The organism is Brevundimonas sp. (genome assembly GCF_965227765.1).
GTDB lineage: Bacteria > Pseudomonadota > Alphaproteobacteria > Caulobacterales > Caulobacteraceae > Brevundimonas.
The window spans coordinates 2111335-2134060 of sequence record NZ_OZ245778.1; the positions used below are offsets into that span (position 1 = coordinate 2111335).

The 22726-nt window shown below is 68.6% G+C and carries 25 protein-coding genes; 9 read left to right on the top strand and 16 right to left on the bottom strand.

Going from position 1 to position 22726, the window contains the following annotated elements; all coding sequences use genetic code 11:
* Positions 1-4: 4 nt before the first annotated feature.
* Both ACO05L_RS10280 and ACO05L_RS10285 read right to left on the bottom strand, forming a co-directional pair.
* A complete protein-coding gene (locus tag ACO05L_RS10280) occupies positions 5-268 on the bottom strand; it encodes a VirB3 family type IV secretion system protein (protein WP_421729078.1) in 264 nt (87 codons plus the stop codon).
* A complete protein-coding gene (locus tag ACO05L_RS10285; protein WP_421729079.1) occupies positions 268-588 on the bottom strand; it encodes a TrbC/VirB2 family protein in 321 nt (106 codons plus the stop codon). Before ACO05L_RS10285 ends, ACO05L_RS10280 begins: the two co-directional genes overlap by 1 nt.
* An 854-nt stretch (positions 589-1442) precedes the next feature.
* On the opposite strand from ACO05L_RS10285, the gene ACO05L_RS10290 reads away from it, so the two are divergent.
* Positions 1443-2585 carry an alpha/beta hydrolase family esterase gene (locus tag ACO05L_RS10290; protein WP_421729080.1) on the top strand — a complete coding sequence of 381 codons (1143 nt, stop codon included), beginning with the start codon at positions 1443-1445 and terminating at the stop codon, positions 2583-2585.
* Positions 2586-2838: 253 nt separating this feature from the next.
* Here ACO05L_RS10290 and ACO05L_RS10295 read toward each other — a convergent pair whose 3' ends face one another.
* The 10 genes from ACO05L_RS10295 to ACO05L_RS10340 form a co-directional block, all read right to left on the bottom strand.
* Entirely contained in the window at positions 2839-3693 is an 855-nt protein-coding gene (locus ACO05L_RS10295; protein ID WP_421729081.1) for a glycosyltransferase family 2 protein, read from the bottom strand.
* Positions 3690-4277, bottom strand: a complete 588-nt coding sequence (locus ACO05L_RS10300) for an SAM-dependent methyltransferase (protein ID WP_421729082.1) — start codon at positions 4275-4277, stop codon at positions 3690-3692. Before ACO05L_RS10300 ends, ACO05L_RS10295 begins: the two co-directional genes overlap by 4 nt.
* On the bottom strand, positions 4274-4954 hold the full coding sequence (locus tag ACO05L_RS10305; protein ID WP_421729083.1) for a PIG-L deacetylase family protein: 681 nt from the start codon (positions 4952-4954) through the stop codon (positions 4274-4276). The genes ACO05L_RS10300 and ACO05L_RS10305 overlap by 4 nt, the downstream gene beginning before the upstream one ends.
* Positions 4948-6081: an acyl-CoA dehydrogenase family protein gene (locus tag ACO05L_RS10310; RefSeq protein WP_421729084.1), complete on the bottom strand. Its 1134-nt coding sequence runs from the start codon at positions 6079-6081 to the stop codon at positions 4948-4950. The genes ACO05L_RS10305 and ACO05L_RS10310 overlap by 7 nt, the downstream gene beginning before the upstream one ends.
* On the bottom strand, positions 6078-7127 hold the full coding sequence (locus ACO05L_RS10315) for a glycosyltransferase (RefSeq protein WP_421729085.1): 1050 nt from the start codon (positions 7125-7127) through the stop codon (positions 6078-6080). The genes ACO05L_RS10310 and ACO05L_RS10315 overlap by 4 nt, the downstream gene beginning before the upstream one ends.
* Positions 7124-8038, bottom strand: coding sequence for a glycosyltransferase (locus tag ACO05L_RS10320; protein ID WP_421729086.1), 915 nt, complete (start codon positions 8036-8038; stop codon positions 7124-7126). The genes ACO05L_RS10315 and ACO05L_RS10320 overlap by 4 nt, the downstream gene beginning before the upstream one ends.
* 56 nt (positions 8039-8094) lie before the next feature.
* A complete protein-coding gene (locus tag ACO05L_RS10325) occupies positions 8095-10251 on the bottom strand; it encodes a catalase (RefSeq protein WP_421729087.1) in 2157 nt (718 codons plus the stop codon).
* Entirely contained in the window at positions 10154-11380 is a 1227-nt protein-coding gene (locus tag ACO05L_RS10330; protein ID WP_421729088.1) for a glycosyltransferase family 4 protein, read from the bottom strand. The genes ACO05L_RS10325 and ACO05L_RS10330 overlap by 98 nt, the downstream gene beginning before the upstream one ends.
* A 1114-nt stretch (positions 11381-12494) precedes the next feature.
* Entirely contained in the window at positions 12495-13052 is a 558-nt protein-coding gene (locus ACO05L_RS10335; protein WP_421729089.1) for a type 1 glutamine amidotransferase domain-containing protein, read from the bottom strand.
* A gap of 364 nt (positions 13053-13416) precedes the next feature.
* Positions 13417-13863: a hypothetical protein gene (locus ACO05L_RS10340; RefSeq protein ID WP_421729090.1), complete on the bottom strand. Its 447-nt coding sequence runs from the start codon at positions 13861-13863 to the stop codon at positions 13417-13419.
* A 315-nt stretch (positions 13864-14178) separates the two neighbouring features.
* Between ACO05L_RS10340 and ACO05L_RS10345 the strand changes: the two genes are divergently transcribed.
* From ACO05L_RS10345 to ACO05L_RS10365, 5 genes are all read left to right on the top strand, one after another.
* Entirely contained in the window at positions 14179-14364 is a 186-nt protein-coding gene (locus tag ACO05L_RS10345; protein ID WP_421729091.1) for a hypothetical protein, read from the top strand.
* Positions 14365-14641: 277 nt separating this feature from the next.
* The gene (locus ACO05L_RS10350) at positions 14642-15091 is read left to right on the top strand and encodes a LexA family protein (RefSeq protein WP_421729092.1); all 450 of its coding nucleotides are present in this window, start codon (positions 14642-14644) and stop codon (positions 15089-15091) included.
* The gene (locus ACO05L_RS10355) at positions 15088-16362 is read left to right on the top strand and encodes a Y-family DNA polymerase (protein WP_421729093.1); all 1275 of its coding nucleotides are present in this window, start codon (positions 15088-15090) and stop codon (positions 16360-16362) included. Before ACO05L_RS10350 ends, ACO05L_RS10355 begins: the two co-directional genes overlap by 4 nt.
* A gap of 126 nt (positions 16363-16488) precedes the next feature.
* On the top strand, positions 16489-16668 hold the full coding sequence (locus tag ACO05L_RS10360; protein ID WP_421729094.1) for a CsbD family protein: 180 nt from the start codon (positions 16489-16491) through the stop codon (positions 16666-16668).
* A 151-nt stretch (positions 16669-16819) separates the two neighbouring features.
* Positions 16820-17662, top strand: a complete 843-nt coding sequence (locus ACO05L_RS10365; RefSeq protein ID WP_421729095.1) for a DUF1206 domain-containing protein — start codon at positions 16820-16822, stop codon at positions 17660-17662.
* Between the two features lie 6 nt (positions 17663-17668).
* Here the strand turns inward: ACO05L_RS10365 and trbB are convergent, their stop codons facing one another.
* From trbB to ACO05L_RS10385, 4 genes are read right to left on the bottom strand one after another with little or no spacing between them, the layout of a single operon-like run.
* Positions 17669-18625 carry a P-type conjugative transfer ATPase TrbB gene (gene trbB / locus ACO05L_RS10370; RefSeq protein ID WP_421729096.1) on the bottom strand — a complete coding sequence of 319 codons (957 nt, stop codon included), beginning with the start codon at positions 18623-18625 and terminating at the stop codon, positions 17669-17671.
* Positions 18625-19074, bottom strand: a complete 450-nt coding sequence (locus ACO05L_RS10375; protein ID WP_421729097.1) for a hypothetical protein — start codon at positions 19072-19074, stop codon at positions 18625-18627. The genes trbB and ACO05L_RS10375 overlap by 1 nt, the downstream gene beginning before the upstream one ends.
* A complete protein-coding gene (locus tag ACO05L_RS10380) occupies positions 19061-20941 on the bottom strand; it encodes a type IV secretory system conjugative DNA transfer family protein (protein ID WP_421729098.1) in 1881 nt (626 codons plus the stop codon). Before ACO05L_RS10380 ends, ACO05L_RS10375 begins: the two co-directional genes overlap by 14 nt.
* Position 20942: 1 nt before the next feature.
* Entirely contained in the window at positions 20943-21710 is a 768-nt protein-coding gene (locus ACO05L_RS10385) for a hypothetical protein (protein WP_421729099.1), read from the bottom strand.
* Positions 21711-21808: 98 nt separating this feature from the next.
* Here ACO05L_RS10385 and ACO05L_RS10390 point away from each other — a divergent pair, with 98 nt between their 5' ends.
* From ACO05L_RS10390 to ACO05L_RS10400, 3 genes are all read left to right on the top strand, one after another.
* Complete coding sequence (locus ACO05L_RS10390) at positions 21809-22294, top strand: helix-turn-helix domain-containing protein (RefSeq protein ID WP_421729100.1); 486 nt, start codon at positions 21809-21811, stop codon at positions 22292-22294.
* A gap of 115 nt (positions 22295-22409) precedes the next feature.
* Entirely contained in the window at positions 22410-22532 is a 123-nt protein-coding gene (locus ACO05L_RS10395; protein WP_421729101.1) for a hypothetical protein, read from the top strand.
* Positions 22533-22603: 71 nt separating this feature from the next.
* Positions 22604-22726: a hypothetical protein gene (locus tag ACO05L_RS10400; protein WP_421729102.1), complete on the top strand. Its 123-nt coding sequence runs from the start codon at positions 22604-22606 to the stop codon at positions 22724-22726.

Consider the following 22726-nt stretch of genomic DNA (forward strand, 5'->3'; position numbering starts at 1 on the left):
CGCCCTAGCCGTCCAGATGGCCGGGGGTGCGCAGATGACGGCGCAGCACCTCGAAGAAGCGACGATCGGACCGCGCGGCCCAGAGGCCGATGGCGTGGGCCGCCGCCCACCACAGCAGGCCCAGCCACCAGATCCGCAGGGCCAGACCCAGGACCATGGCGATCGTCCCCATGGCGATGGCGTATTCCCGCGGCATGCCAGCCATCAGCACCGGCTCGGACAGGGCCTGGGCCACGGGCAGCTCCCAACCGTCCGGCTGCGCACTCATCACCCGATCTCCACGCCGCCGGCGAAGCCGAAGAAATCGAGGAAGAAGGTCGAGGCGGCGAAGGCGATGGACAGGCCGAACATGATCCCGAGCCCCCGGCGCATCGAAGAGCCGTTCTCGCTCATGGCGATGCCGGCGCCGAAGACCACCACGGCCACCACGGCCGCCGCCTGGACCACGGGTCCGGTGATCGACTGGACCACCTGCTGCAGAGGGCCTTCCCACGGCATTCCCGATCCTCCGGCCAAAGCGGGCCCGGCCGCCAGCAGGCCGCACGTCATCGCGGCGCCAAACAGGCCGCGCCCAAGCATCCGTTGCATGTTGTGTTCCTGTGCTTCAGCGCGTTTCAGCACGCCGCGACTCATTGCAAGCAAAAATACCTGCAGGTTGTCAACGTCAAATATTCAAAAGTTTAGGTTGAGTTGCTCTATAGTCAAATATGACTTGTCCAGACTTGCGAAAGCCGTGGCCTCATTTCTGATCAACACGTCAAGCCGACTTGGGCCAAGACTTTTGACGACTTGAAAAGAACGCGATGGGATCAACGCTTTCATGCGCCCAGGCCGCACAATTCTCTGGCCTTCCGAGGGTCGCCCCTAATGCCGGGGACTTGAGTTCGGCCGCCGACGCCCCCCTTTGGACCCAAATCGATCGACGCGGAGATCCTCGACAGGCGAAGACTCAAGCCGCCGGTGCCTGACCCTGACGGCGCCAGGACCCGCCGATACGCGCGTCAGAGAGCGAGCGCCGTGCCCAGATCGTCGTGTTCGAAAGCGGGTCGGGACCGTCGAAACGCCCTGAGCCTGGCGGGCGCCTCAATGACCGCTCAGCTTCACGCCCTGAAGGTTTTGATCGACCCAGTCGATGATCGCCGAGGTCGGCATCACGCCGGACGTCCGGGCGAGCTCTCGCCCCTTCCTGACGAGGATCAGACAGGGGATGCCTCGGATCGCGTAGCGGCCGCGACCCCGGCCTCGGCCTCGGCCTCGGCCTCCGTGTCCAGCTTGGCCAGGCGGACACGCGGCTCAAGCCGCGCTGGCCTTCGCCAGCCAGACGCGACATTGGGCGCGGTCAACCAAGGCCGGCGCCGGTCGTTGCAGTCGGCGATCAAGACCCTATATGTTGCACTGCAACATAAGCTGACGGGCCGGTCCAAGCTGTCAGCGGAGCCGCCATGCGAAATCTCGCCGACACTCTCTCGCGTCTGAAACATCGCGCGTCCGCCGCTCACCCCGCATCGTCCAGGCTCGAGCCGGTCGCGATCATGGGGCCGAATCCCGGAGGGCTGAAGGCCCATCAACACGTTCCGACCGATTTGGATCGCCGCCCGGCGCTCGTGGTCGTCCTGCATGGCTGCACCCAGACGGCGGCGGCCTATGACGCCGGATCCGGCTGGTCGAGCCTGGCGGATCGCAATGGCTTCGTCGTCCTCTATCCGGAGCAGCAAGCGGCGAACAATCCCGGACGCTGTTTCAACTGGTATGTGACCTCGGACGTCGAACGCGGGCGCGGCGAGGCCGCCTCGATCCGATCGGCGATCGAGACCGTCGTCCTCCAGCACGACATCGATCGATCCCGGATCTTTGTCACCGGCCTCTCGGCGGGCGGCGCCATGGCCACGGCGATGCTCGCGACCTATCCCGAAATCTTCGCTGGCGGAGCCGTCATAGCCGGCCTGCCCTATGGCGCGGCCGCCTCTGTCCCTGAGGCGTTCGACCGAATGCGGGGCCATGGCCTTGCTGGTGCTGCGGCCTCCACCACAGCTGTCCTCGCCGCTTCCGATCATGCGGGGCCCTGGCCGCCGATATCCATCTGGCACGGCGACGCCGATCAGACGGTCGCAGCCGTCAATGCCGACGCCCTTGTCGCTCAGTGGGTCGGGGTGCACGCTCTCAAGGCGGAGCCGGACGAGGTGCGCCGTGTCGCAGGCCACATCCACCGGCTCTGGCGCGGGGCCGGCGGCAAGGTCGTGGTGGAGGACTATCGGATTGCGGGCATGGGCCATGGGGTTCCGATCGAAACCCACGGCGATCAGCCCTGCGGCGCCGCCGGACCCTATTTCCTCGAAGCCGGCCTGTCCGCCACGCGCACCCTCGTGACGCGGTGGAAGCTCGCGAAGCCCGACCGGCCCGACCCCGCGCCATCGCCTGAGCCTCTTGAGCGCCAGCCGCGCGAGCACGAGACCTCGGCGCAGGGCGGCGGCCCGCGGGAGGTGACGCCGTCGGTCACGCAGGTGGAAACCGTGACCCACCCCGCAGCCGGATCGATCCAGGGCGTCATCGAAGACGCCCTGCGCCGCGCCGGGCTGATGCGCTAGGCTCGATGCCGACCCAGTCCGGGCCCGATGCGCCGAACGGACGGAGGACGGCATGGCCGACGCCGCACCTTGGGCTTGACCATTGACGACCTCGGTCAAGGCGATCGGAAATGACGAGCTCGTCGAAAAGGGCCCCAAGGCCCGCGCAGGCGCAGGCGCGAGGGAAAGGCCTCGGCCGGGCTGAGGACGCGGCCCAAAAGGCGACCGATGGTCCTCTCTGAAGGGCTGCAGCGGCGCGGCGACCCGACCGTCTTCAGAACCGCGCGTCCCCGGTTTTTCTGGCGTTCTGGATCTCTTGCGGGGTCGGAGCCCGCAATCGCTCCAGCGTCGCGCCGTCGAAGCCGACAAGACCGCGCTCGGCGAAGGCCTTCAACCATCCCTCCATCGGCCAGAATCCCCAGCGCTGGCGAAAGCGGCGGGCGTTCTCGAGGATCGGCTCGAAATGCTGAAGCGGGGGATCATAGACGCCGTGATGCTGGTGAAACGACCCCGGCCCGCCGATGAACACCAGGGGCAGGCCCGCCTCGCGACACCGGAATCCGAAATCTGTGTCCTCAGCGCCATAGCCCTCGAACCCTTCATCGAATCCGCCGACGCGAGCGAAGGTGTCTCGCCGGATGCCGAAGGTCAGAGACCAGAACAGCCCGGCGTTCGTCTCGTAACGCCGACCCGAGGTCGGGAAGTCCCGGACCGGATGGGGCCGCGCCGCCTCGGCCAGGCCGGTCTCGGTCCAGTCCTCATGCACGGCGTCGGCCGCCAGATACCGGACTTCGGCGCAGACGAGGGCGTCCTCGTCCCGCAGCGCCTCATCCATACGGCCGGCCAAACCGGTCGTGGGGATGCAGTCGACGTCGAGGAACAACAGCCGATCGCCCCGGGCCCGCTCCGCCGCCAGATTGCGGGCGGCCGCCAGCGGCAGGCCTTCGGCGGCCAGCGGCACGGTCGTCGTCGGAAAGCCCCCGCGCGATCTGGGTTCGACGGGCTCGTCGCTCATGTCGACGATGATCAGTTCAAGCGGCCTGTAAGCGCTGCGGTCCAGCCCCTCGATCAATCGGTCCAGATGAAGCGCCCGGTTCTTGACCAGGGTCAGGACGCTCAACCCCGTCATCGCCGCCGCCAGAGATCGAGGCGATAGCGGTCGTGGGTCTCCGCCCTGAGGATCTCCACGTCGCCGGCAAAAGCCTCCTTAAGCGTCTCCACCGCCTGGTCGCCGGAGTGCGGATAGTCGGTCTCGCCGGTGTAGTGGACCAGCAGCAGGTCGCCGCCGGGCGCCAGCGCGTTGCGGACGGCGCCGGCCGCCCGGTCGAGGTCGCCGCCGTCCCAATAATAGGCGACCTCGGACAGGACGATCAGGTCGAAGGGGGTCATCGACGGGACCGCTCGCGGAAACGCCATCCGTTCGATGCGAACCTGGCCGAGCGCCGCGCAACGGCGCCGCGCCCGGGCCACGGCCGTCTCGCTGATGTCGATGGCCAGCAGGCGGGCGCAGTGGGGCGCGAGCCTTTCGGTCAAAGAGCCGCCGGCGCAGCCCACTTCGAAAGCCCTGTCATAGACCCGGCGGCCAAGGGCTGCGATCGACTGGTCGAACTTGGCGGCCTCATAGAGGCTGGTCTCAAGCTTCCAGGGGTCAGGGTCGCCCTGGAACATCGCCTCGAAATACTCGGCGCCGAGGCTTCTGTCGTGTCGGGTCATGGGCGCGCCCTTGGATAGAGCCGGTCGCGATCCGGCATGCGCCGCCGAGGCGACGGCAGCCGGAATCCCTCGCCGAAGACCGGCGTCAGCTGGGAGCGATGTGCGGCCAGGGCGGCGCGACGTCGGCCGGGGTTGATAGGCCGGGTGACGAACACCGGTCCCGGCGGCGCCGTCTCGCTCCAGACCAGATAGTCGAACACCGCCACGGGCCGAAGGGCGGCGCGGGCCGCCGCGTGCGCCAGCTGGCCAGCGGCGGCGTGGTCGCAATGGGGTTCGGCCTCCGAGGTCACGGCGATGGCGTCCACACGCTTGCGGCGGCACAGGGCGGCCAGCTGTCGGACGGACGTCTGGTGGCCCGCGCTCTGCGGAACCAGCGGCCCGGCGTCGGGCCAGTCCAGAAAGATCAGCGGGCAGTTCCTGCCGCCCGTGAGGATCCGGCAGGCCTTAAGCGCCTCCAAACGCCGCAGAGCCTTGAGACGCGCGCGGCTCGCGGCGTCGGCATGCGGATGGGACCCTGTGCCGTCGGTGAGGTAGACGACCCCCGCCAGCTGGCCCTGCTCCGCCGCCTCGGCGATCAGGGCGCCGGCGCCCAGGGTCTCGTCGTCGGCATGGGGCGCGATCACAAGCCAGCGGGCGCGCCGCCATCGGCTGTCCGACAGGGGGCGGGCGCCTACCACAGCCGGTCCGCCTCGCCCCAGACGTCGCGGACCAGCCAGGCCTTGGCCGCCTGGTCCTTGGCGTGGTCAGGTCCGGCCTGCCGCAGATAGAGGCTGAGATCACGGGTGATCTTGTCGATCCTCTGACCGTCAAAGGCGCTGCGTGTGCCGACCGCCCGGGCGGCAAGCTCCATCACCTCCAGGGCGGATCGCTCGACCACGCCTCTCGTCATACGCGCGAAGTCCGGCGCGTCGGGATCGTCGAGGGCTGCGCGCAAGGCGGCTTGGCGGACCCACAGCCCGGCCGTGCGGGTCGCCGCCACGGCGTCGGCGAACCGCGCCCTCTGGATGGGATCGGCGCGGGCGACGTCCGACAGGGCGGCGCGCAGCGCGACCAGCAGGCCCTCGACCCCGCCCAGCTGCACCGCACAGAACCGCCAGGCCCCGGCGGTGAACCGGGGATCTTGGTCATAGTCCCCAGGCTCGCCGATCAGGTCGCGGGACGCCGGCCTCAGACCGGTCAGGTCATAGAGCCCGCTGCCCGTCGCCCGCATCCCCCGGACCCGCCAGCCACTGAGGTCGGCGCGGTGGGTCTGGTTCGCCGGAACGACGACCAGACGGCGGGGGCCTTCCAGGGGCTGGGCCGTGACGAGCGCATAGGCCAGCCCACCCGCCCCCGTGGCGAACGCCTTGCCGCCCTCAAGCCGCGGCCCGTCGGGCGTCTCCTGCAGCCGGACGCCGGGTTGGGGCTCCGTCGCCCATACCCCGAACATCGCCCCGTCGTTCAGGACCCCGGACAGCCAGGATGTCTGCTCGGCCGAGCCATACCAGGCGTACAGCTTCAACGCATTGACGTGGCCCTCGTACAGCCGACCCACGCTCAGGTCGGCGCGACCCAGGATCCGCAAGACGTCGAGCAGGGCCAGCGCCTCCGCCGTCTCGCTTTCGAACCGCTCGCCACCGGCGTCGACCGGCGCGAAGCTTCGGTGCAGATCGGCCTCGACCAGGGCCTTCAGGCTGTCGGTCGGGAAGACCGGCGCGGCGTCGTACTGCTCGCCCAGGAGGACCAAGGCGTCCTGCAGGGCGAGAGTCCGATCCCGGAGTGGCGGCCGGGCGGATGACGGGGGGCGGACGGTAGGCGAGGTCATTGCGGGGCTCGGGTTGCGGGGGCGGGTCGACCGGCGCCGTCCAGCAGCCAGCGGCGGATGTCAGCGGCGTCTGCGCCGTCGCGCAGCCGACGGCGCGAGACGCCGGCCAGCCCGCGAGCGGCCGCAAGCAGGTCTGGCCAGGCCTTCGCGGCGGGCCAGGCGTCGAGCTGCACCGCTGCGCCCTGGGCGGCGAGGCCGCGCGCTGTCGAAAGCTGTTCGTGGAAGGGGCGCGGCTGGGGCAGGCAAACGAAGGGTCGGTCTGCGCTCAACACCGCCCCGACCACCCCATTGCCGGCTGAGCCGACCACGACCCCGGCGCCGGCGAGCTCAGCGTCGACATCTTCGACCCAGCCGAGGACGGTCAGGTTGGCCGGCGGGCTCGCCGCAGGGGACATCGGACCCAGCACACGCCAGCTCAGTTCCGGCGTAGAGCGCGCGGCGGCCGCGAGGGCCTCGCCATCGGCCTGCCCGCCGCCCGCGCCGAACACGACCGCGACAACCGTCTCGTCGACCGTCGCCCTGGCGACCGGTCGAACGAGACGCGGCGCATAGCGGGTCTTGGCCCGAACCCAGTCCGGGGTTGCGGCGTCTTCGAGATCGGGATGGAAAGGCGACAGGATGGCGGCGGCGCCCCGGAAGGCGTCGAGATGGGCCGGGTCGGTGCGGTCGCCCGTCAGTCGAACCACGACCGTCGGGGTGGCGGTCAGCCTGGCGAGCATGGCGACCTCGACCGAGACATCGATCACCATCAGGGCCGGCCGCGCCGCCTGGATCCAGGCCGTCAGTTGAGCCACGCGGCGCCGAACGCCGTCGTGGTTCAGAGGCGCATAATGCAAAGCCTCAGGCCGATCCGCCGTCCCGTCCTCGCCGTCGAAGACCGCCGTCTCGGCCGGTCGATCATCAGGCAGATCGATCGCTGCAACCGGGTGGGTTCGTCCCGCCAGACCCGTGCCGAGCAGGGTGAAGGCGTCGGGTTCGGGCGATGTGATCGCCAGGGCGCGCGCCAGATGGCCGGCGCCGTGATGGTGCACATAGTAGCCGATCATGAGGCATCGCCCGGCGCGGCTGACCGGCGAAGGACCATGTCGTGCGGCATGGGCGGCAGGGCCGCCTCCGCCGCGAGCATCGCTGCGGGACCAAGGCGCGCCCGCAGATCGCGCCGCCACAGGGCCCGCGCGCGCCAGTGGGCGAAGTCCGGGGCGGTCGGGTGACGGCCTTCGACGGCCTCCGCCTGCAGACGTCGCATATCCTCGGCCATGCCGCCCACAGCCCGCCCGTCCAGCCTGGGCGAGACCCGGGTCCAGACGTTCAGGGGATGCGCCAGTCGCCGACCGGCGCCGACGGCCGCAGCAACCAGGGCCCGGTCCTCCCCGCTCGGGATCAGGGGCACGCCTCCGGCTGTCGAATAGGCGTCGATGGTGATCGCCAGGCTCGCCCCCGTATGATCGCCGTGTCTCGGCGCCGGATCGCAGGCCGACGGATCGAGTTCGTCCTCTATGGCCCGCACCCGCGTCCAGTATTCATCCCACAGGGCGCGGGCGTGCCGGATGGGCGGCGAGACGGCCTCGGCCTCGTCCCACGCCAGCCTCCCCCCCACCAGATCGGCGCCCCCGTCGACCGCTTCGAGATTGCGGCGCACCCAGTCCGGGGGTGGTCGCGTGTCGGCATCGGTGCTGATCAGCACCCCAGCGCGATCCTGGCCCAGCAGGCCAGACCCGAGCGCCATGGCGCGTTGGCGCGCGGAGCCTGCATGGGCGAGGTCCGGCGCAAACACATGGTCGTCGATAAGGAGCGACAGTCTGTCCCCATGCCGGAGCCCCGCCTGCGCAGCGATCTGCGCGGAGCGATCCGTGGTGTTGTTCAGCGCCAGGACCACCCGGATGGGGCCCTCGATGTCCTGATCGGCCAGGGCGTCCAGCAGCCGGTCCAGCCGTTCGGCCTCGTTGCGCGCGGGCACGCAGACGCACCAGGGCCTGGGGCCCGGCGCGTCTGCCGTCCATGTCGCCCCCGCTATCAGGCGAGGATCCGTACGCTGGGCTCGCGCGCCCACTGACGGGTGCTGGCGGGCACGATGAACCCCTTGGCGGACTTCGTCACATCCACGACCCCGTCGTCGCGAACCACTCCCGCCTTGTCCAGCAGAGGCTGGGCCTCGGCCGTATGCCCGATGGCCTTGAGATGGCCGAAGGCGTCCTTAACGAAATCGACCGCCGCGCCTTCGCCCAACAGCATGGCGCAACCGTCCTCGGACAGGACCAGAGCGACCGCGTCGAACAACACCGACGGCCCGCCCTGGAGCTGTCGATCGACCTTCAGTTTCGACCCGTCCTTCAAAGTCACCCCGCCGACCTTGGGCGCGATCAGCTGGACCTGGGCGCCGGCTGCCTCGGCGGCCGTCCTGACCGTCGTCACGACCTTGCCGTCGGCGCCGTCGGTGACGAGGATTCCGACCAGCCGTCCCTTCAGCGTCTCCGGATATTTGCCGACGATGCGCAGGGCCGGACTGTCATCCATGTCGAAGGGCTCGGACGCCGGCGGCGACGCCGCTGGCAGATCCATGGCGAGACCGTCGGCGACCCGCGCCGCCAGGCTCTCGTCCACGTTCAGCAGATTGGACAGGACGCGGAGCCTGACGTGTTCCAGCGTCACCTTGGAGAGTTCGAACACCAGGGCCGACGCCAGGTGCGCCTGCTCGATCTTGGTCTGGCTGCGGAAGAAGAGCCGCGCCTGACTGAAATGGTCGGCGAAGGTCTCGGCGCGGATCCGCACCTTGGCCCCCTCCACGGGAGCCTGGAAGCTGGTGAACCCGCCTTTGGGATCTTCGCGCGGCCCGCCGATCTCGCCGGCGTCGGCAAGGCTGTTGGGCTCATAGTTGGCGCGTCCTTTCGGCACGGCCATCTGCATGTGACCGTCGCGCTGGAAGTTCTGGAACGGGCACCCCTTGGCCTGGTTGATCGGGATCTGATGGAAGTTGACCGTGCCCAGGCGCGACAGCTGGGTGTCCTGATACGAGAACAAGCGGCCCTGCAGGAGCGGGTCTTCCGAGAAATCGATGCCGGGCGGGATGTTGGTCGGCAGGAAGGCGACCTGCTCGGTCTCTGCGAAGAAGTTGTCGGGGTTGCGGTTCAGGGTCATCTTGCCGACGACCCGGATCGGATAGAGCTCCTCGGGGATCAGCTTGGTCGCATCGAGAATGTCGAACGGCAGGGCGTCGGCCTGTTCCTGGGTCAGCAACTGGACGCCGAAATCCCATTCGGGGAAGTCGCCCTTGTCGATCGCGTCGAACAGGTCGCGGCGGTGATAGTCCGGGTCGGCGCCGGCGATCTTCACCGCCTCGTCCCAGCAGGTCGACTGGGTTCCCAGCCGGGGCCGCCAGTGGAATTTGACCAGGGTCGCCTCACCCGCTGTATTGACCAGCCGGAAGGTGTTGACGCCGAACCCTTCCATCATCCGGTAGGAGCGCGGAATCGTCCGGTCCGACATCTGCCACATGACCATATGGGTGCTCTCGGGCATCAGGCCGATGAAGTCCCAGAAGGTGTCATGGGCCGAAGCCGCCTGCGGATAGCCCCGGTCGGCCTCCATCTTCACCGAATGGACCAGGTCGGGAAACTTGATGGCGTCCTGTATGAAGAAGACCGGGATATTGTTGCCGACCAGGTCCCAGTTGCCCTCGACGGTGTACATCTTGACCGCGAAGCCACGCACGTCCCGGGGCGTGTCGACCGACCCCGCGCCGCCGGCCACGGTCGAGAACCGGGTGAACAGTTCGGTCTGGACGCCGACCTCTGTCAGGATTTTCGCGGTCGTGAACTCGGCCAGGCTTTCGGTCAGTTCGAACACCCCGTGCGCCGCCGAACCGCGCGCGTGCACGATCCGTTCGGGGATTCGCTCGTGGTCGAAATGCTGGATCTTCTCGCGCAGTACGAAGTCTTCGAGCAGGTGCGGGCCGCGGGGCCCGGCCGAAAGGGTGTTCTGATTGTCGCTGATCGGAACCCCGTGGTTGGTCGTCAGGCGGGTCTCGGGCGTGGCGGCGGTCTGGTGCGCCTCGCCCCCGTTCCCCACAGTGACCTCAGACGTCGAACGATCCGACACGGGGTTGGCTGCGGGTTTGGCAGAGGTCTTGGAAGGCGATTTCGCCGGCGTTGTCTTGGCTTTGGTCGGTGGCATGATCGGAACTCCGAGTCAGAGGGGGCAGACTGTGGGGAAGGACGGCGTATCGGGGGTCACGACGGACCGGCGCGCGGGCATCGACGCACTCGCGGTAAAGGGCTTCGTATTGGTCGATCATGACCTCGGCGTCGCAGAGGCTTTCCGCGCGGCGGCGGCACGCGCGGCGTGACAGCCCCAGCGCCCGAGACGCGGAGGCCGCCAGGCTGACGGCGTCGTCGGGGCGCGCCAGGACACCGCAGTCCTGGGTCAGGATTTCCGGAATGGCGCCCCGCGCGAAGGCGGCGACCGGGACACCGCACGCCAGGGCCTCGGCCACCACCAGACCATAGGGCTCTTCCCAACACGGCGTGCACAGGAAGGCCCGGGCGCCGCCGATGACGACCGCCAGTTCCTCATGGCCCAGATGACCGAGATAGAGGCTCGCGCCATCGGCCATTCGTGGCGCGATCTCGGTGTCGAAATAGTCGTGGTCGAGAACCGGTCCCGCAAACCGGATGGGAAGACCGACGAGGCGCGCCGCATCGAGCGCGAAATGCAACCCCTTCTCCGGCACGATCCGACCGTACCAGACGAGATAGGGATCGGCGGCGGGCTGTTCAGCAAAGCCGAAACGATTGAGGTCGATGCCATTGAGGATCACACTTTCGATCGGGGTCACCGGCGCCCAGGCGGCGCGGATGGTCTCCGAGACGCCGATGAAGCGGTTGTTGCGGCTGCGCGCGACCCGAACCCCGCTTTCCAGCCAGCAGAACGGTGGCGTGTGCAGGGTCGTCACCATGGGCATGGGCAATGTGTCGGCCATGGCCACGGGCAGATAGTGCAGCGAGTTGTTGTGGATCAGGTCGAAGTCCCGGTCCCTCAGCCCGTTCAGCAGGGACAGATAGGCGTGGTGCTCCTTGAAGAAGGCCACATCCTCGGCCTCGGCTGATCCGACGGCGTTCAGGCTGGTCTCGTCACAGATCGCCTCCAGCCCAAGCGCGGGTTCGGAGCGGGTCGAGGCGAAGACGGTCACCGCATGACCGCGTCGCCGCAGCGAAGAGGCCAGGAGGTGGGTGTGCATCTCCAGTCCGCCCGCGAAGGGTTCGGCGATCGGATGTTTCAAATGAGCGATGACGCCGATGCGCAAGCCTATGTCCCCCTGCCCCGAAACGTCGTTGCTTCAGGCGCTCTCAAACCCGTCTCCGATGACGGGGTTCCAGTGTCGGGCAGTCGACACGAAGGCGTGCGGCGAGTTTTCGCGCCTTTTCGGCCGCAGAAACGAGAAACGCTCAAAATGTCGGGAAAACGACTTTCCCAGTTCTGACCAAGCCGAGCCCGCTCGCTTCTGGTCTTTCGCCGTCAAGCGCTACGGTTCGTCCGCGTCTATAGTCTTCGCCTGCCTGCCGCGCGCCCATGATGTCTAGGTGTTACAGTCCAGACCAGGAGACTGGCCTTGCCGCGCGATGGGCGCCTACCGATACCGACGCCATCCGACGTCAGGCGTTGCACGCGGATGACGGGAGTTCGGTCTGGCCAGGACCGGCCCTAAGCCAAGGCGCCCGGGTTCTGTGACCCGGACTTTCAACGCCATCCCGGGCGCACGGGCCCGCCTTCCAAAGCCTTGGCGGGCCCCTCGGCTCTCCAGATGCTCGACACGGCATCCCATGGATTGAGATCGCAGTGGGCGACTGGGCATGGACCGGCTCTGTCCATCGTTCGGGGCTGATGACTTCGAGACAGCGGCCTCATCAACCGCGGACATCGACGGGCCATCTCCATGGCCCGGACGATCATCGGCGCCATCCGTCGGCGCGACCTTTGAGGGTTAGCGCCGCCGGCGCAGCGTCCAGACGAGGCTGGACACTGCGGTGACGAGGGTGGCGAGGCGAGGATGAGTTCGGGTGTGGGGGTCATGGTCAGTCTCCGTTGAGACCCCATGATCAGCCAGCGGCCAACCCAGGCGCGCCGAACGTCTGGAGCGTGCAGGTTGGAACCACGGTTCGCCGCGTAAAGCCCGGCTGCGCTCTGTCGCCAGGGCTGGATCGATTGGCTTGGGCATCACAATGAGCGGGTACGCTCGACGGCTTCCGGGTCAGCTTTCCAGCCAAATCGCCGGCGGGAGCAGGCTCAAACATTGAGAGACTTCGCGGCCATGGAAGCGACAGGACTGCCGGACCCGTCACAGGCTTTCAACGGTTCGGCAGTCCTCGTTACCCGGCGGAACTTTACGGTGTCATCGCCCGGTCGACGCAGCCCTGACTTCAGACCTTGTGGCGACCCTCGGCGAACTCCTCGATCATCTTGGCGCAGAAGTCAGGCAGATCGTCCGGCTTGCGTGACGTGACCAGGCCGTTGTCGACGACAACCGCCTCATCAACCCACTCGGCTCCCGCGTTCGTGAGGTCGGTGCGCAACGAGGGCCACGACGTCATGCGACGCCCCTCAACCCCGCCCGCGTCGATCAGAGTCCAGGGCCCATGGCAGATCGCGGCGATCGGCTTGGAGGCGTCCACGAAGGCCCGGATGAAGGCGATGGCGTCCTCCTCAAGCCTGAGCGCGTCCGGATTGATCACGCCGCCCGGAAGGAGCAGGCCGGCATAGGCGCCTGCATCGGCCTCGGACAGTTTACGGTCCACCGACGTCCAGTCACCCTTGTCATGGTGTTTGAAACCCTGGATGCGGCCGGCCTGGGGCGCGACAATCTCGACCTCGGCGCCGGCGGCCTTCAGGGCCTCCACCGGCTGGGTCAGTTCGACCTGCTCGAAACCGTCGGTGGCGAGGACCGCGATCTTTTTTCCGGCGAGAACGGCGTCAGCCATATCTGGACTCCTATGGATTGAGCCAGGGCTAACCGGGAACCCTGCTTATCGTTCCCCTCAGGGGTTTCGACGCCGGTGGGTTCGACAGGGGGTGTCGCGAACGCCGGCTCCGCGTGGGGCGGCGGCGGGTCTGGCCGACCGCGCTGTCTCGATCAGTCGCGGCGGCCCAGAAGTCGATCACCACGGGCGGATCTGCTTTCATGGCGTGGCGCTCGAGACCGGCGGCTGTGAGATCGACCGGCCCGCCCTGAAACAGGGACTGGCCGCAGGTTCCACATCTGGCGCCCGGACCCCGCCTCGCCTTGGGCAAGGTTCAGCGCGGCTTCGTGCGGACAGGGGACGATCCGCTCTCGTCAGCCATGGCTCAGGCGCCTCCGGACGGACGTCTGGCCCGCCGGCCCCTATGTTCGGAGCCGCTCGCGGGTTCCTCGGCGGCCTCGAGGCCGGCGAACCAATCCGCATAGGGGGTGTTTCGCGCCATATGGCGGTTCAGGTCCGCGGTCCCGTCGGTCCACCAGACCGGACCGCGCTCGCCAAGCCCGACCTTGGCGGCGTCGACGCGCCTTCGGGCCGCCGCCAGCGCCCCGTCCGCCTCCGATTTCAGGGCGTCGCGTACGGCTCGGCGCGCCTCCATGAGTTCCTCCACCAGGGCCAGGCGACGCGGCTCCGGCAAGCCGGGGTTGGATCGCCGCCACAGGCGGCCGCGCACGACGATGTAGCGGCCGTCCGGCGTGACCGGCGGTGTTGACGCCTTCGCGCTCGCCGCTCTCAGACCGCCCCTTGAAGCGACGCTCCGGCGCTTGGTCGTCATGATCGTCTCCACGTCGGATGCAATCCCCAGCGCAAAACGCTGGTGGGGCCCGGCCGATCCGCGACCATTCTGGCTGCGACGGTGGAGTCGGCCCGCCGATACTAGTTCACGTCCTCGCTGAGCTGGAGCGCCGGCTGCCGCCCTCCCGGCCCCGCGCCGACACCGCCACACGGATGCTGTTGCGCGATTGAGCCGCTCGCGCCCCGGGTTTCACCGAACCTGTCGATAACAGAACAAAGAGAGAACAATTGACTTGCCGTTGCGCGGCAGGCGGAGGCACAAGGCTCGACGGGTCGGCAATCTGGAGAGTGAGACATGAACGACGGACCCTTGGCGGCCATGCTGGCCGAGCTCGATGCAGAACTCGGCAAACTGGCCGATCCGTCGGGTGCAGCGCGACTTGTCCTGGACCGCGTGGAGGCCTGTGCGCCGGGCGCGATCCTGGCGTCCGCCGCCAGCCTCCAGCTCAAGGCCCTGGGCTGTTCGTCCCGGGTCCAGTGAGATGCCGGACCCCAACGCGCCCCGCCGCCCGCGGGAAGACGTAGAGCCCGAGCACGGGCGCCGAATGATCGTCGCCTGCGATCGGCCCGGCTGCGACCGGGCGGCCCTGCTCGATCCCCGTCCCCTGTTTGGCGGGGCCCGGAACTGGCCGACCGAGGGACGATCCTCGCGATTTCGATGCCATTGCGGATCCCGTGAAGCGCGGGTCAGCTACACCCGGAACAGCAGCGCCCGGGAGGGACCGATCTCGGCGGACGCCCTGAAGCTCTGGTTCTAGATGACCCTGCCTGCTGGAATGACGCCCGTCGCCCGGCTGCGCCAGGTCGTGCCGGTGCCCTTCATGGGCGTGCGGCTCTGCGCCGGCTTCCCCTCCCCCGCCGACGACTACGTCGAAGACGCCCTCGATCCCTCGACGCTGATCGTCACCAACCCGACCGCGACCTTCATCTGGCGGGTCTCCGGGGTCAGCATGGTGCGCGCGGGAATTCATGACGGCGACTATGTCGTGGTCGACCGCTCTCTCGTGCCCAAGGCGGGCGATGTGGTGGTCGCCGTGATCGACGGCCTGCCCAGCGCCAAGCGCGTGCTGCGTCTCCCGAGCGGCCGCCTGGCGCTGGATTTCGCGGACGTGGCCATGACGCCCCTGGTTCTGGATGAGACCTCCGAAGCCTTGATCTGGGGCGTCATCACCTGGTCCCTCACGCCGCATCGGCCCCCGCCGAGATGAACGAGACGGTCTACGCCCTGTCCGACGCCAACAGCTTCTACTGCAGCTGTGAGCGTGTGTTCGAGCCGGCGCTCGAAGGCCGGCCCATCATCGTCCTGTCCAACAACGACGGCTGCGCCATCGCCCGGACCTCGGAGGCCAAGGCCCTGGGCATTCCCATGGGCGCCCCCTGGTTCAAGATCCGCGACTTCTGCAAAGCCCATGGAGTCGTCGCCCGGTCGTCCAACTACGTCCTCTATGGCGACATGAGCCGACGGGTGAACGAGGTCTACCGGGCCTTCGCCGACGAGGTCGAGATCTATTCGATCGACGAGAGCTTTCTGGACTTCACCGGCCTGCCCGAGCCGGCCGCGCATGCCCGCCGCATGCGGCGGACCGTGCGTCGTTGGACGGGCATCCCGACCTGCGTCGGCCTGGGACCCACGCGAGTCCTCGCCAAGGTGGCCAACCATCTGGCCAAGACACGGCCCGAGCTCGATGGGGTCTGCGACCTTACCGCCCGCGCCGAACAGGATCGGCTCCTGCCCCTGGTCGAGGCGGCGGACGTCTGGGGCGTCGGCCGGGCCTCGAGGGCGAAGCTGGCGACGATCGGCGTCCATACGGCCGCGGACCTGCGACTGCTCGAGCCCTCCCTCGCACGCGCGCTCCTGACCGTCACGGGCGAGCGCCTTGTCCGCGAGCTGAACGGGGTGAGATGCCAGGACCTCGAACTGACGCCGCCTGTCCGCAAAGGCATCGCCGTGACGCGGTCCTTCGGCGAGCCGGTCACCACCCTCGCCGACATGCTGCAGGCCACGACCTTCTACGCCGCCCGCGCCGGAGAGAAGCTACGGCGGCACGGGGTGCTGGCGCCCCACCTGACCGTCTTCTTCCACACCGGCGAATTCCGCGACGGCCCGAAACGATCCGTCAGCGGCCTGGGGCGGCTCCGCGAACCGACCGCGGACACGCTCGAACTGGTGCGGACAGCGTCGACTGTCACGCGCCGGCTGTGGGCCGACGGATTCCGCTACGCCAAGGCCGGTGTCATCCTGGAAGGTCTGCTGCGGCCAGACCAGGCGCCCAAGGCTCTGATTGATGTCGCCGACCCCCGGCGTGACGCCCTCATGGTCGCGCTGGACGCGCTCAGCGGGCGCTATGGCCGAGGCGCTCTGTTTCCCGCGAGCACCGGCGTCAGGCGCGCCTGGATGCTGAAGGCGGACATGCGAAGCCCGGCCTATACGACCCGACTGTCGGAGGCGCCGGTCCTGTTCGCGCGGAAAGCGCCATGACTTGGGGCGCGGAAGGGAGGCTCGATGCGGCGGCGTGCGGAACACACACACATTTCGAGCTTTCCCACAGCCCGCCATTCGCTCCCGAGGGACGTATCGTCGGCAAGGCCGACAGGAGAGACGATCATGAGCAAGGAAGGCATCGAAGGCGCCGCCCAGAAACACATTGGCGAAGCCAAGGAAGGCGTCGGCAAGGCGATCGGCGACAACAAGCTGGTTGCGGACGGCCTCGGCGATCGCGCGGCCGGCGCGGCCAAGGAGACCTTCGGCAAGGCCAAGGACGCTGTCCACAAGGCGACCGACTGAGCCTCACCGGAAGACCGGATGTCGGAGCCGCCGGCGGCGACGTCGGCGGCTTCGTCATGCGTGGCGTGCAGCCTGAGCTGATCAGGTTCGCGTCTTGACCTCCCGTGCGCCCGCTGCGGTCCTGTCGCGCCTCCAGGCAAACCTCACAGCCTTGCGCAGCCGCCGGCGCCGCAAGCCCGAAGGCGTCCGGGCCTGGACGGCCATGGCCGCGCGCGCCGGCTATGGAGCCCGGGGTTTCGTCTATCTCTCGGTCGGCCTGCTCATGCTCGCCTCGGCTTCGGGTCTGGGCGGACAGACCCTCGGATCGCAGGGCGTGGCGCCCTGGCTCGCATCCCAGCCGTTCGGGCGTCTCTGGCTCATCCTGCTCGGCCTCGGCCTGTGGGCGTTCGTCGCCTGGCGCGTCCTCCAGGCGGTCTGGGATGCGGATCACGAGGGTCGCGATTGGCGCGGCGCGGCGACGCGCCTGGGACAGGCCGTCAGCGGCCTGGTCTACGCCCTCCTTGCGGCCGGGGTGTTCGAACTGCTGGATGAGGTCGGCCCGAGGATGGCGGCCGAAGACATCGCCGAGAACCAGGCGAAGGCCGCCATCCTGCTGGGCCTGCCGTTCGGCGACATCGTCCTGATGCTCGTCGGTCTGGTCGTCCTGGGCGTCGGCGTCGGCAATATCGTCACCGGTCTGCGGGTGGACTTCGGCGAGGCGTTGAGCTGTTCCGAACATTGGCGCCGGCGGCTCTGCCTGCTGGCGCGCGTCGGATATACGGTGCGCGGCGCCGCCTATCTGCCCCTCGGCGTGTTCGTCCTGATCGCCGGCTGGCACGCCCGCGCCGCCGAGGTTCGCAGCTTCGGATCCTCGCTCGAGGCCATTCGCCAACAACCGGGCGGCGGCTGGCTGGTTGGCGTGACGGCACTCGGCTTCATCGCCTTCGGCGCCTTCGCCTTCATCGAAGCCCGCTTCCGGCGAATCCGCCCGCCCAAGACCCTGAGCCTCGGCTGATCCCGCTCAACCCAGTCGGCGAAGCTGGTAGGCGTCGTCCCTATAGCCGTCGACCGCCAGGATCGCCTCGACCTGGCGTCCGCTCGAGGTTCGCGAGATGTGGACGATCCGGTCGATGGCCTGGCCAATGGCCCGGCGCGATGGGTTGGCGCTGACTTCCGCGGTCAGATCCTCGATCCGCCTGAGCACGTCGTCGACGGAGTTGGCGTGAATGGTCGACAGGCCCCCGGGATGGCCGGTGTTCCAGCTCTTCAACGTCTCCAGGGCGGCGGCGCCGTCACGCATCTCCCCGACGACGATCCGGTCCGGCCTCATCCGCAGCGCGTCTCTGACAAGATCGACGACGCCGATACAGATCGGCGCCCTTCGCGTCAGGACCGACACGACGTCCCAGGCCGAGCATTGCAGCTCTGGCGTATCCTCGATCAGGAACACCCTGTCCTCGGCGAAGGCCGGCTCCGCGAGAACAGCATTGGCCAGAGTGGTCTTGCCTGACCCCGTGCCGCCCGAGATCATGATGTTGTGGCGATCCTCGGCGGCCTGCCGGAGCACCGCCGCCTGGCCCGGCGTCATCGTCCCGGCCCTGACATAGTCGTCCAGACCCCAGATCACCGCCGGCCGCTTGCGTATGGAAAAGGCCGGGGCCGACACGACGGGCGGCAACAGACCCTGGAACCGCTCGCCCGTACCCGGCAGGACCCCCGACAATCGCGGATCCTCCCGCGCCACCCCCTCTCCGACATAGTCCGCGATGAGTTTGATGGCGCGCTCGCGCGCCTCCGGGGCCAGGGTCTCACCCGTGTCCGACCGGCCCGCCCCGCTGCGGTCGAGGATCAGTCGGCCGTCGGGGTTGGCCAGGATCTCGACCACGGCCGGCTCTTCGAGGGCGGCGAGAACGATGGGGCCCAGGGCATGGCGCAGGGCCTCCAGCTTGCGCTCCGCGACGATCGGATGGACCGCCATCAGGCGGTCGGATCGAACGAGCGACCTTCCTCCGGCGCCCGCCGCGCCTCTTCGGTCCGGGCGCCGCCCGCGACGATCCGGGCCGCCGTCGCGTCGAGAAGCCGCTCGATCCGCCGGTCGACCGCGGCCTGCACGGTCGGGGTCTCGTCGACGAGCGCGTCGGGAAGACGAAGGAAGAAGGCGCGCGCCACCTCGACCATCAGCTCCTGGATGATCTGCATGTCGCGCGCAGTGGATCGCATGTGATCGCGCAGCGACCGGTCAAGTCGCAGCAAGCGGTCCTCCGGATCGGCCTGGGGCGAGCGCTGCAATCCTCTGGCGATGACCCGGCCCGCCGCCTGGCTCAGGGGTATGCGGGCCGCACGGGCCTCACGGTCCAGCGCCTTGGCGACCCTGGGGTCGGCCAGATACACCTGCACGCGGATGGCCGGCGGGTTAGTCCTGGGCATGTCCCAATCCTTGCAATGCGTTGAGGGCGGCCTCCTGGGCGGCCATCTCCTGACTGACCCGGCCGAAGATTTCGACGGCGCGGGCGGCGACCTTCTTGTCGTCCATCGCCGCCGCCACCTCCTTGAACAGGGGCAGCGCGGCCTCGGCGTCCTCCCCCAGGCTTCGGCGGCCGGCCCAGGGGTGGGGTCGCCGGGGCGGGACGTCGATCCCCGCCGCCTGATCAGGAGCCGGGAGTTTGGCCCGGCTCCGGAACGGCTCGCGCCTGTCGTAGAGAAGCTTGTCCGTGCGCAGCGGCCGATGGCCGGCGACGAACATCAGTTGCTGGTCGTCCGGAAGGGCCCTGATCTCGCCCGGCTCCAGCAGGGGCCGCTCCGTCTCGGTGCGTGACACCGAACTGCGACCCGAGCCCAGCAGCGCCGGTCCGCTGCGGCTGGTTCGCGTCTCCGTCACCGTGCCGGTGAGTTTGGAGACCTTGTCCTGCGTCAGGGGGTCGAGCGCGGAGAAGGCGGTGTAGACGGCGCAGTTGTCGAGGATGGTGTTGTGCGGACCATAGGTCTCGACGATGTCATTGAGCGACTGGGCCACGAACATCGCCTTGACCCCATAGCCGCTCATCAGTCGCAGCGACTTCTCGAAGAAGGCCAGACGGCCGAGCAACGGGAACTCGTCCATCACCATCAGCAGCTTGTGGTGCTTCTCCCGGCCGGTGGCGTCGCGCTTTTCCTCAGCCGTCAAGGATTGCGCCGCGGCGTAGAACAGCAACCGGACGAGCGGGCGAAGCGCCGCCGCATCGGCGGGCGCGACCTGCACGAAGAGGGACACCGGCGCCTCGGCGCACATCAGGTCGCCCATGGCGAAGTCGGAGGCCGACAGCACCCGCTCCAGATCCTCGCCCGCCAGCCATTTGAGATAGGATCGCGCCGTGCCCTGGACGGATGTCCTGAACCGATCATGCATGGCCGCGTAGCCCTTGACCGCCGTCCGGATGAAGGGATGGGTCTCGGGCTCGCCGCCCGCGCCGGGACGATGCAGGGTCTTGACCATGACGTCGGCGGCGTCATCGAGATCGGCGAGCAGCTCGCGCACCTTGAGCAGGGTCTTGTCGCGATCGTCCGCCGTGTAGAGGACGTGCAAGATGACCGCCTCAAGGATCTCCGAGGCCGCCTTGTCCCAGATCGCCTCGTCGTCGCGCGCCCCGCCCGGGTCCGACAGGATCGCCACCAGCCGCTGCACCTGCGCCAGTTCGCCCGGCCCAGGCTGGATCTCCGACAGCGGGTTCCAGCGCGCCGACGCCGGATCGCGCGGATCGAAATACAGGGCGTGGGAGAAGCGCGCACGCCACCCGGCCGTCACAGACCACAGTTCCCGCTTGGGATCATGGACGAGGACGCTTTCGGGCCAGGACAACAGGGTCGGCGTCACATGTCCCCGGCCCTTGCCGCTGCGCGTGCCGCCCGTCACGAGCGTGGGCCGCAGGTCCGTCGTGGCGAGTAGCCGGCCGTCCATCACCCCGATGACGGCGCCCGCCCGGGCGAGAAGACCGGCCTCGCGGGCCTCCCTCAACCCGCCCCAGCCGCGGATGCGTTTCGCCCGCCCGTCGCCCTCCAGCACCGTCCCGATCCCCAGGCCCAGGACGGCTCCGAGCATGACGAGGGGCGCACTGCGTGCGACGGCGGCCTGCGCCTCTGTCCCGAACTCCGACTTCCAGGCGAGTATGGCCCACGGCGGATAAACCACCGCTCGCCGTCCGACAGGAAACCCTACCCCCAGCGCGTCATCCCAATTGTAAATCCAGGCGAAGGCCTGGCTAGCGCCCTGCAGGCCCAGGACCAGACCGACGGTGGCGCCGAGGAGCCGGGCGCGCATCTCAAACCTCCCCGGGCGGAGGGCTGCGCCCTGACTTGGTTTCGATGACCAGCAGCGGCGCGGCCTCCATTCGGCGGTGATGATAGGCCGTCAGCGCCTCCGGCAGACCGCCGCCGGGAGGACCTTCGAACAGAGACACCAGAGCTTCGGCTTCGGCGTCGATATCCACGAAGAGCCTTCGCTCCGCCGGTGCGAGCTGGATCAGCTGGCTGTTGACTCTCTGATAGGCGTCAATGAGCGCGGCGTTGCCTGTCTCCTGAACGGCGCGCAGAAGATGATCCGCCAGACTCAGTCGAACCCGGTCGGGCGCAGGGCCGGTGTTGCGCGCGCGATGGGCCTGTCCGGCGCCATTCACCGCCGTGGCGAGACAGTGCAGCCGAAACGCCAGTCGATCGCGGACAAGCGCGGGATCAAGCCGGGGGGCCAGAAACCCGCCCAGAGCGCCTCGCTCCATCAAGCCGTAGCCGCAGAGCCATCCGAGCGCTTCTCGAACCGGCGTTGTCGAGAGGCTGAGGCGTCGGGCCTCCTCGATAATGATGACGGGCGCGCCCGGCGCATAGACCCCCTCTTCCGCCCGCGACCGCAAGCTCTCGAGGGCAAGGGTGAAAGGATCGCGCTTTCGGCTCACGAGGCCCTCCCGGAAAAAAGCCGTACTATGAGCGCACAGCCTCTCTCGCCAATGGGTTGTGAAGCGTGGCCGGTGCGCTGCGCCGCATTTCGTCCAGACCGCGCCGGTTAGAGGCGCGACGCGCGCCACAAAATGGCGCACCCGGAGGTTTCTGTTCGCAACCCTACACGCAGGCGTTGATCCGGCGACAGTCTGATCCCACCATGGATCTTCGATCGTCAGCCTGCCCGGGAGCTCCCATGAACGAACAGACGGCTTCCGCCTCCTGGGACGGCGCGGTCCTGTCGGAAGGTCTGAAGCGTATCCGTTTGCACCGGGCCATGAGCCCGGGCGAGGTGGCCGCAGGCATGCATATGCCGCTGAGAACCTACCAGAGGTTCGAAGCGGGAATGAAGCGGATGAACCTCGAACAGATCTATCGGTTCGCGGCGGTCACGCGGAGCGACCCCCAGGCCATTCTCCACGCCGTGGCCATAGGGTCTCCGGCCTACGCCCTGCGGGCCTGCGACAACCAGATGAGCACCATCGTCACGGTCGGGGTGAAGAATTTCAACGACCTCATGGGGGACCGTATCCAGGCCCTGGACAGCCGAACCCTCGCCAACGCCGTCATCCGCATGTTCTCGGAGCTGGCGGCGTCCCTGGGCGGCGGCGACCCCGCTGCAGACTGGCTGGAGAAAGGCGTCAACGATCTCAACGCCAGACGGCCCAGGCCTGGGCGCTAGCGGAATATAGGCCTGTTAGGGCCTGAATATACTCCAGATATAGCTTGGCTGCCGCGGGGTCTGCGCGCTCACTGGTTGCGCCACATCCGTGGCGATCAACCAAGGAGAGACTGTGATGACCACTGCAAACACGCTCCGCCTCGTCAGCTTCGGCAGCGCCAGGACCCTGACCCGCGACGGCTTCGATGGACCCTTCCTCGAACTGGGCATCATCAAGAGCCGCACCCCGGCCGGCTGAACAAGGCCGCGGGCGGCCGGCGACGCCGGTCGCCCGCGATCCGGTTTCCCCCTCATCTCGGAGACGACCCAATGACCTTCTTCGGACATCGACTGCTCGTGCTCGGCCGCGCCACCCGCCTCACCAAGGGGATCGACGGACCGTTCCTCGAGCTCGGCCTGACTCCCAACCGCACGCCGGACGCGCTCGGCTGA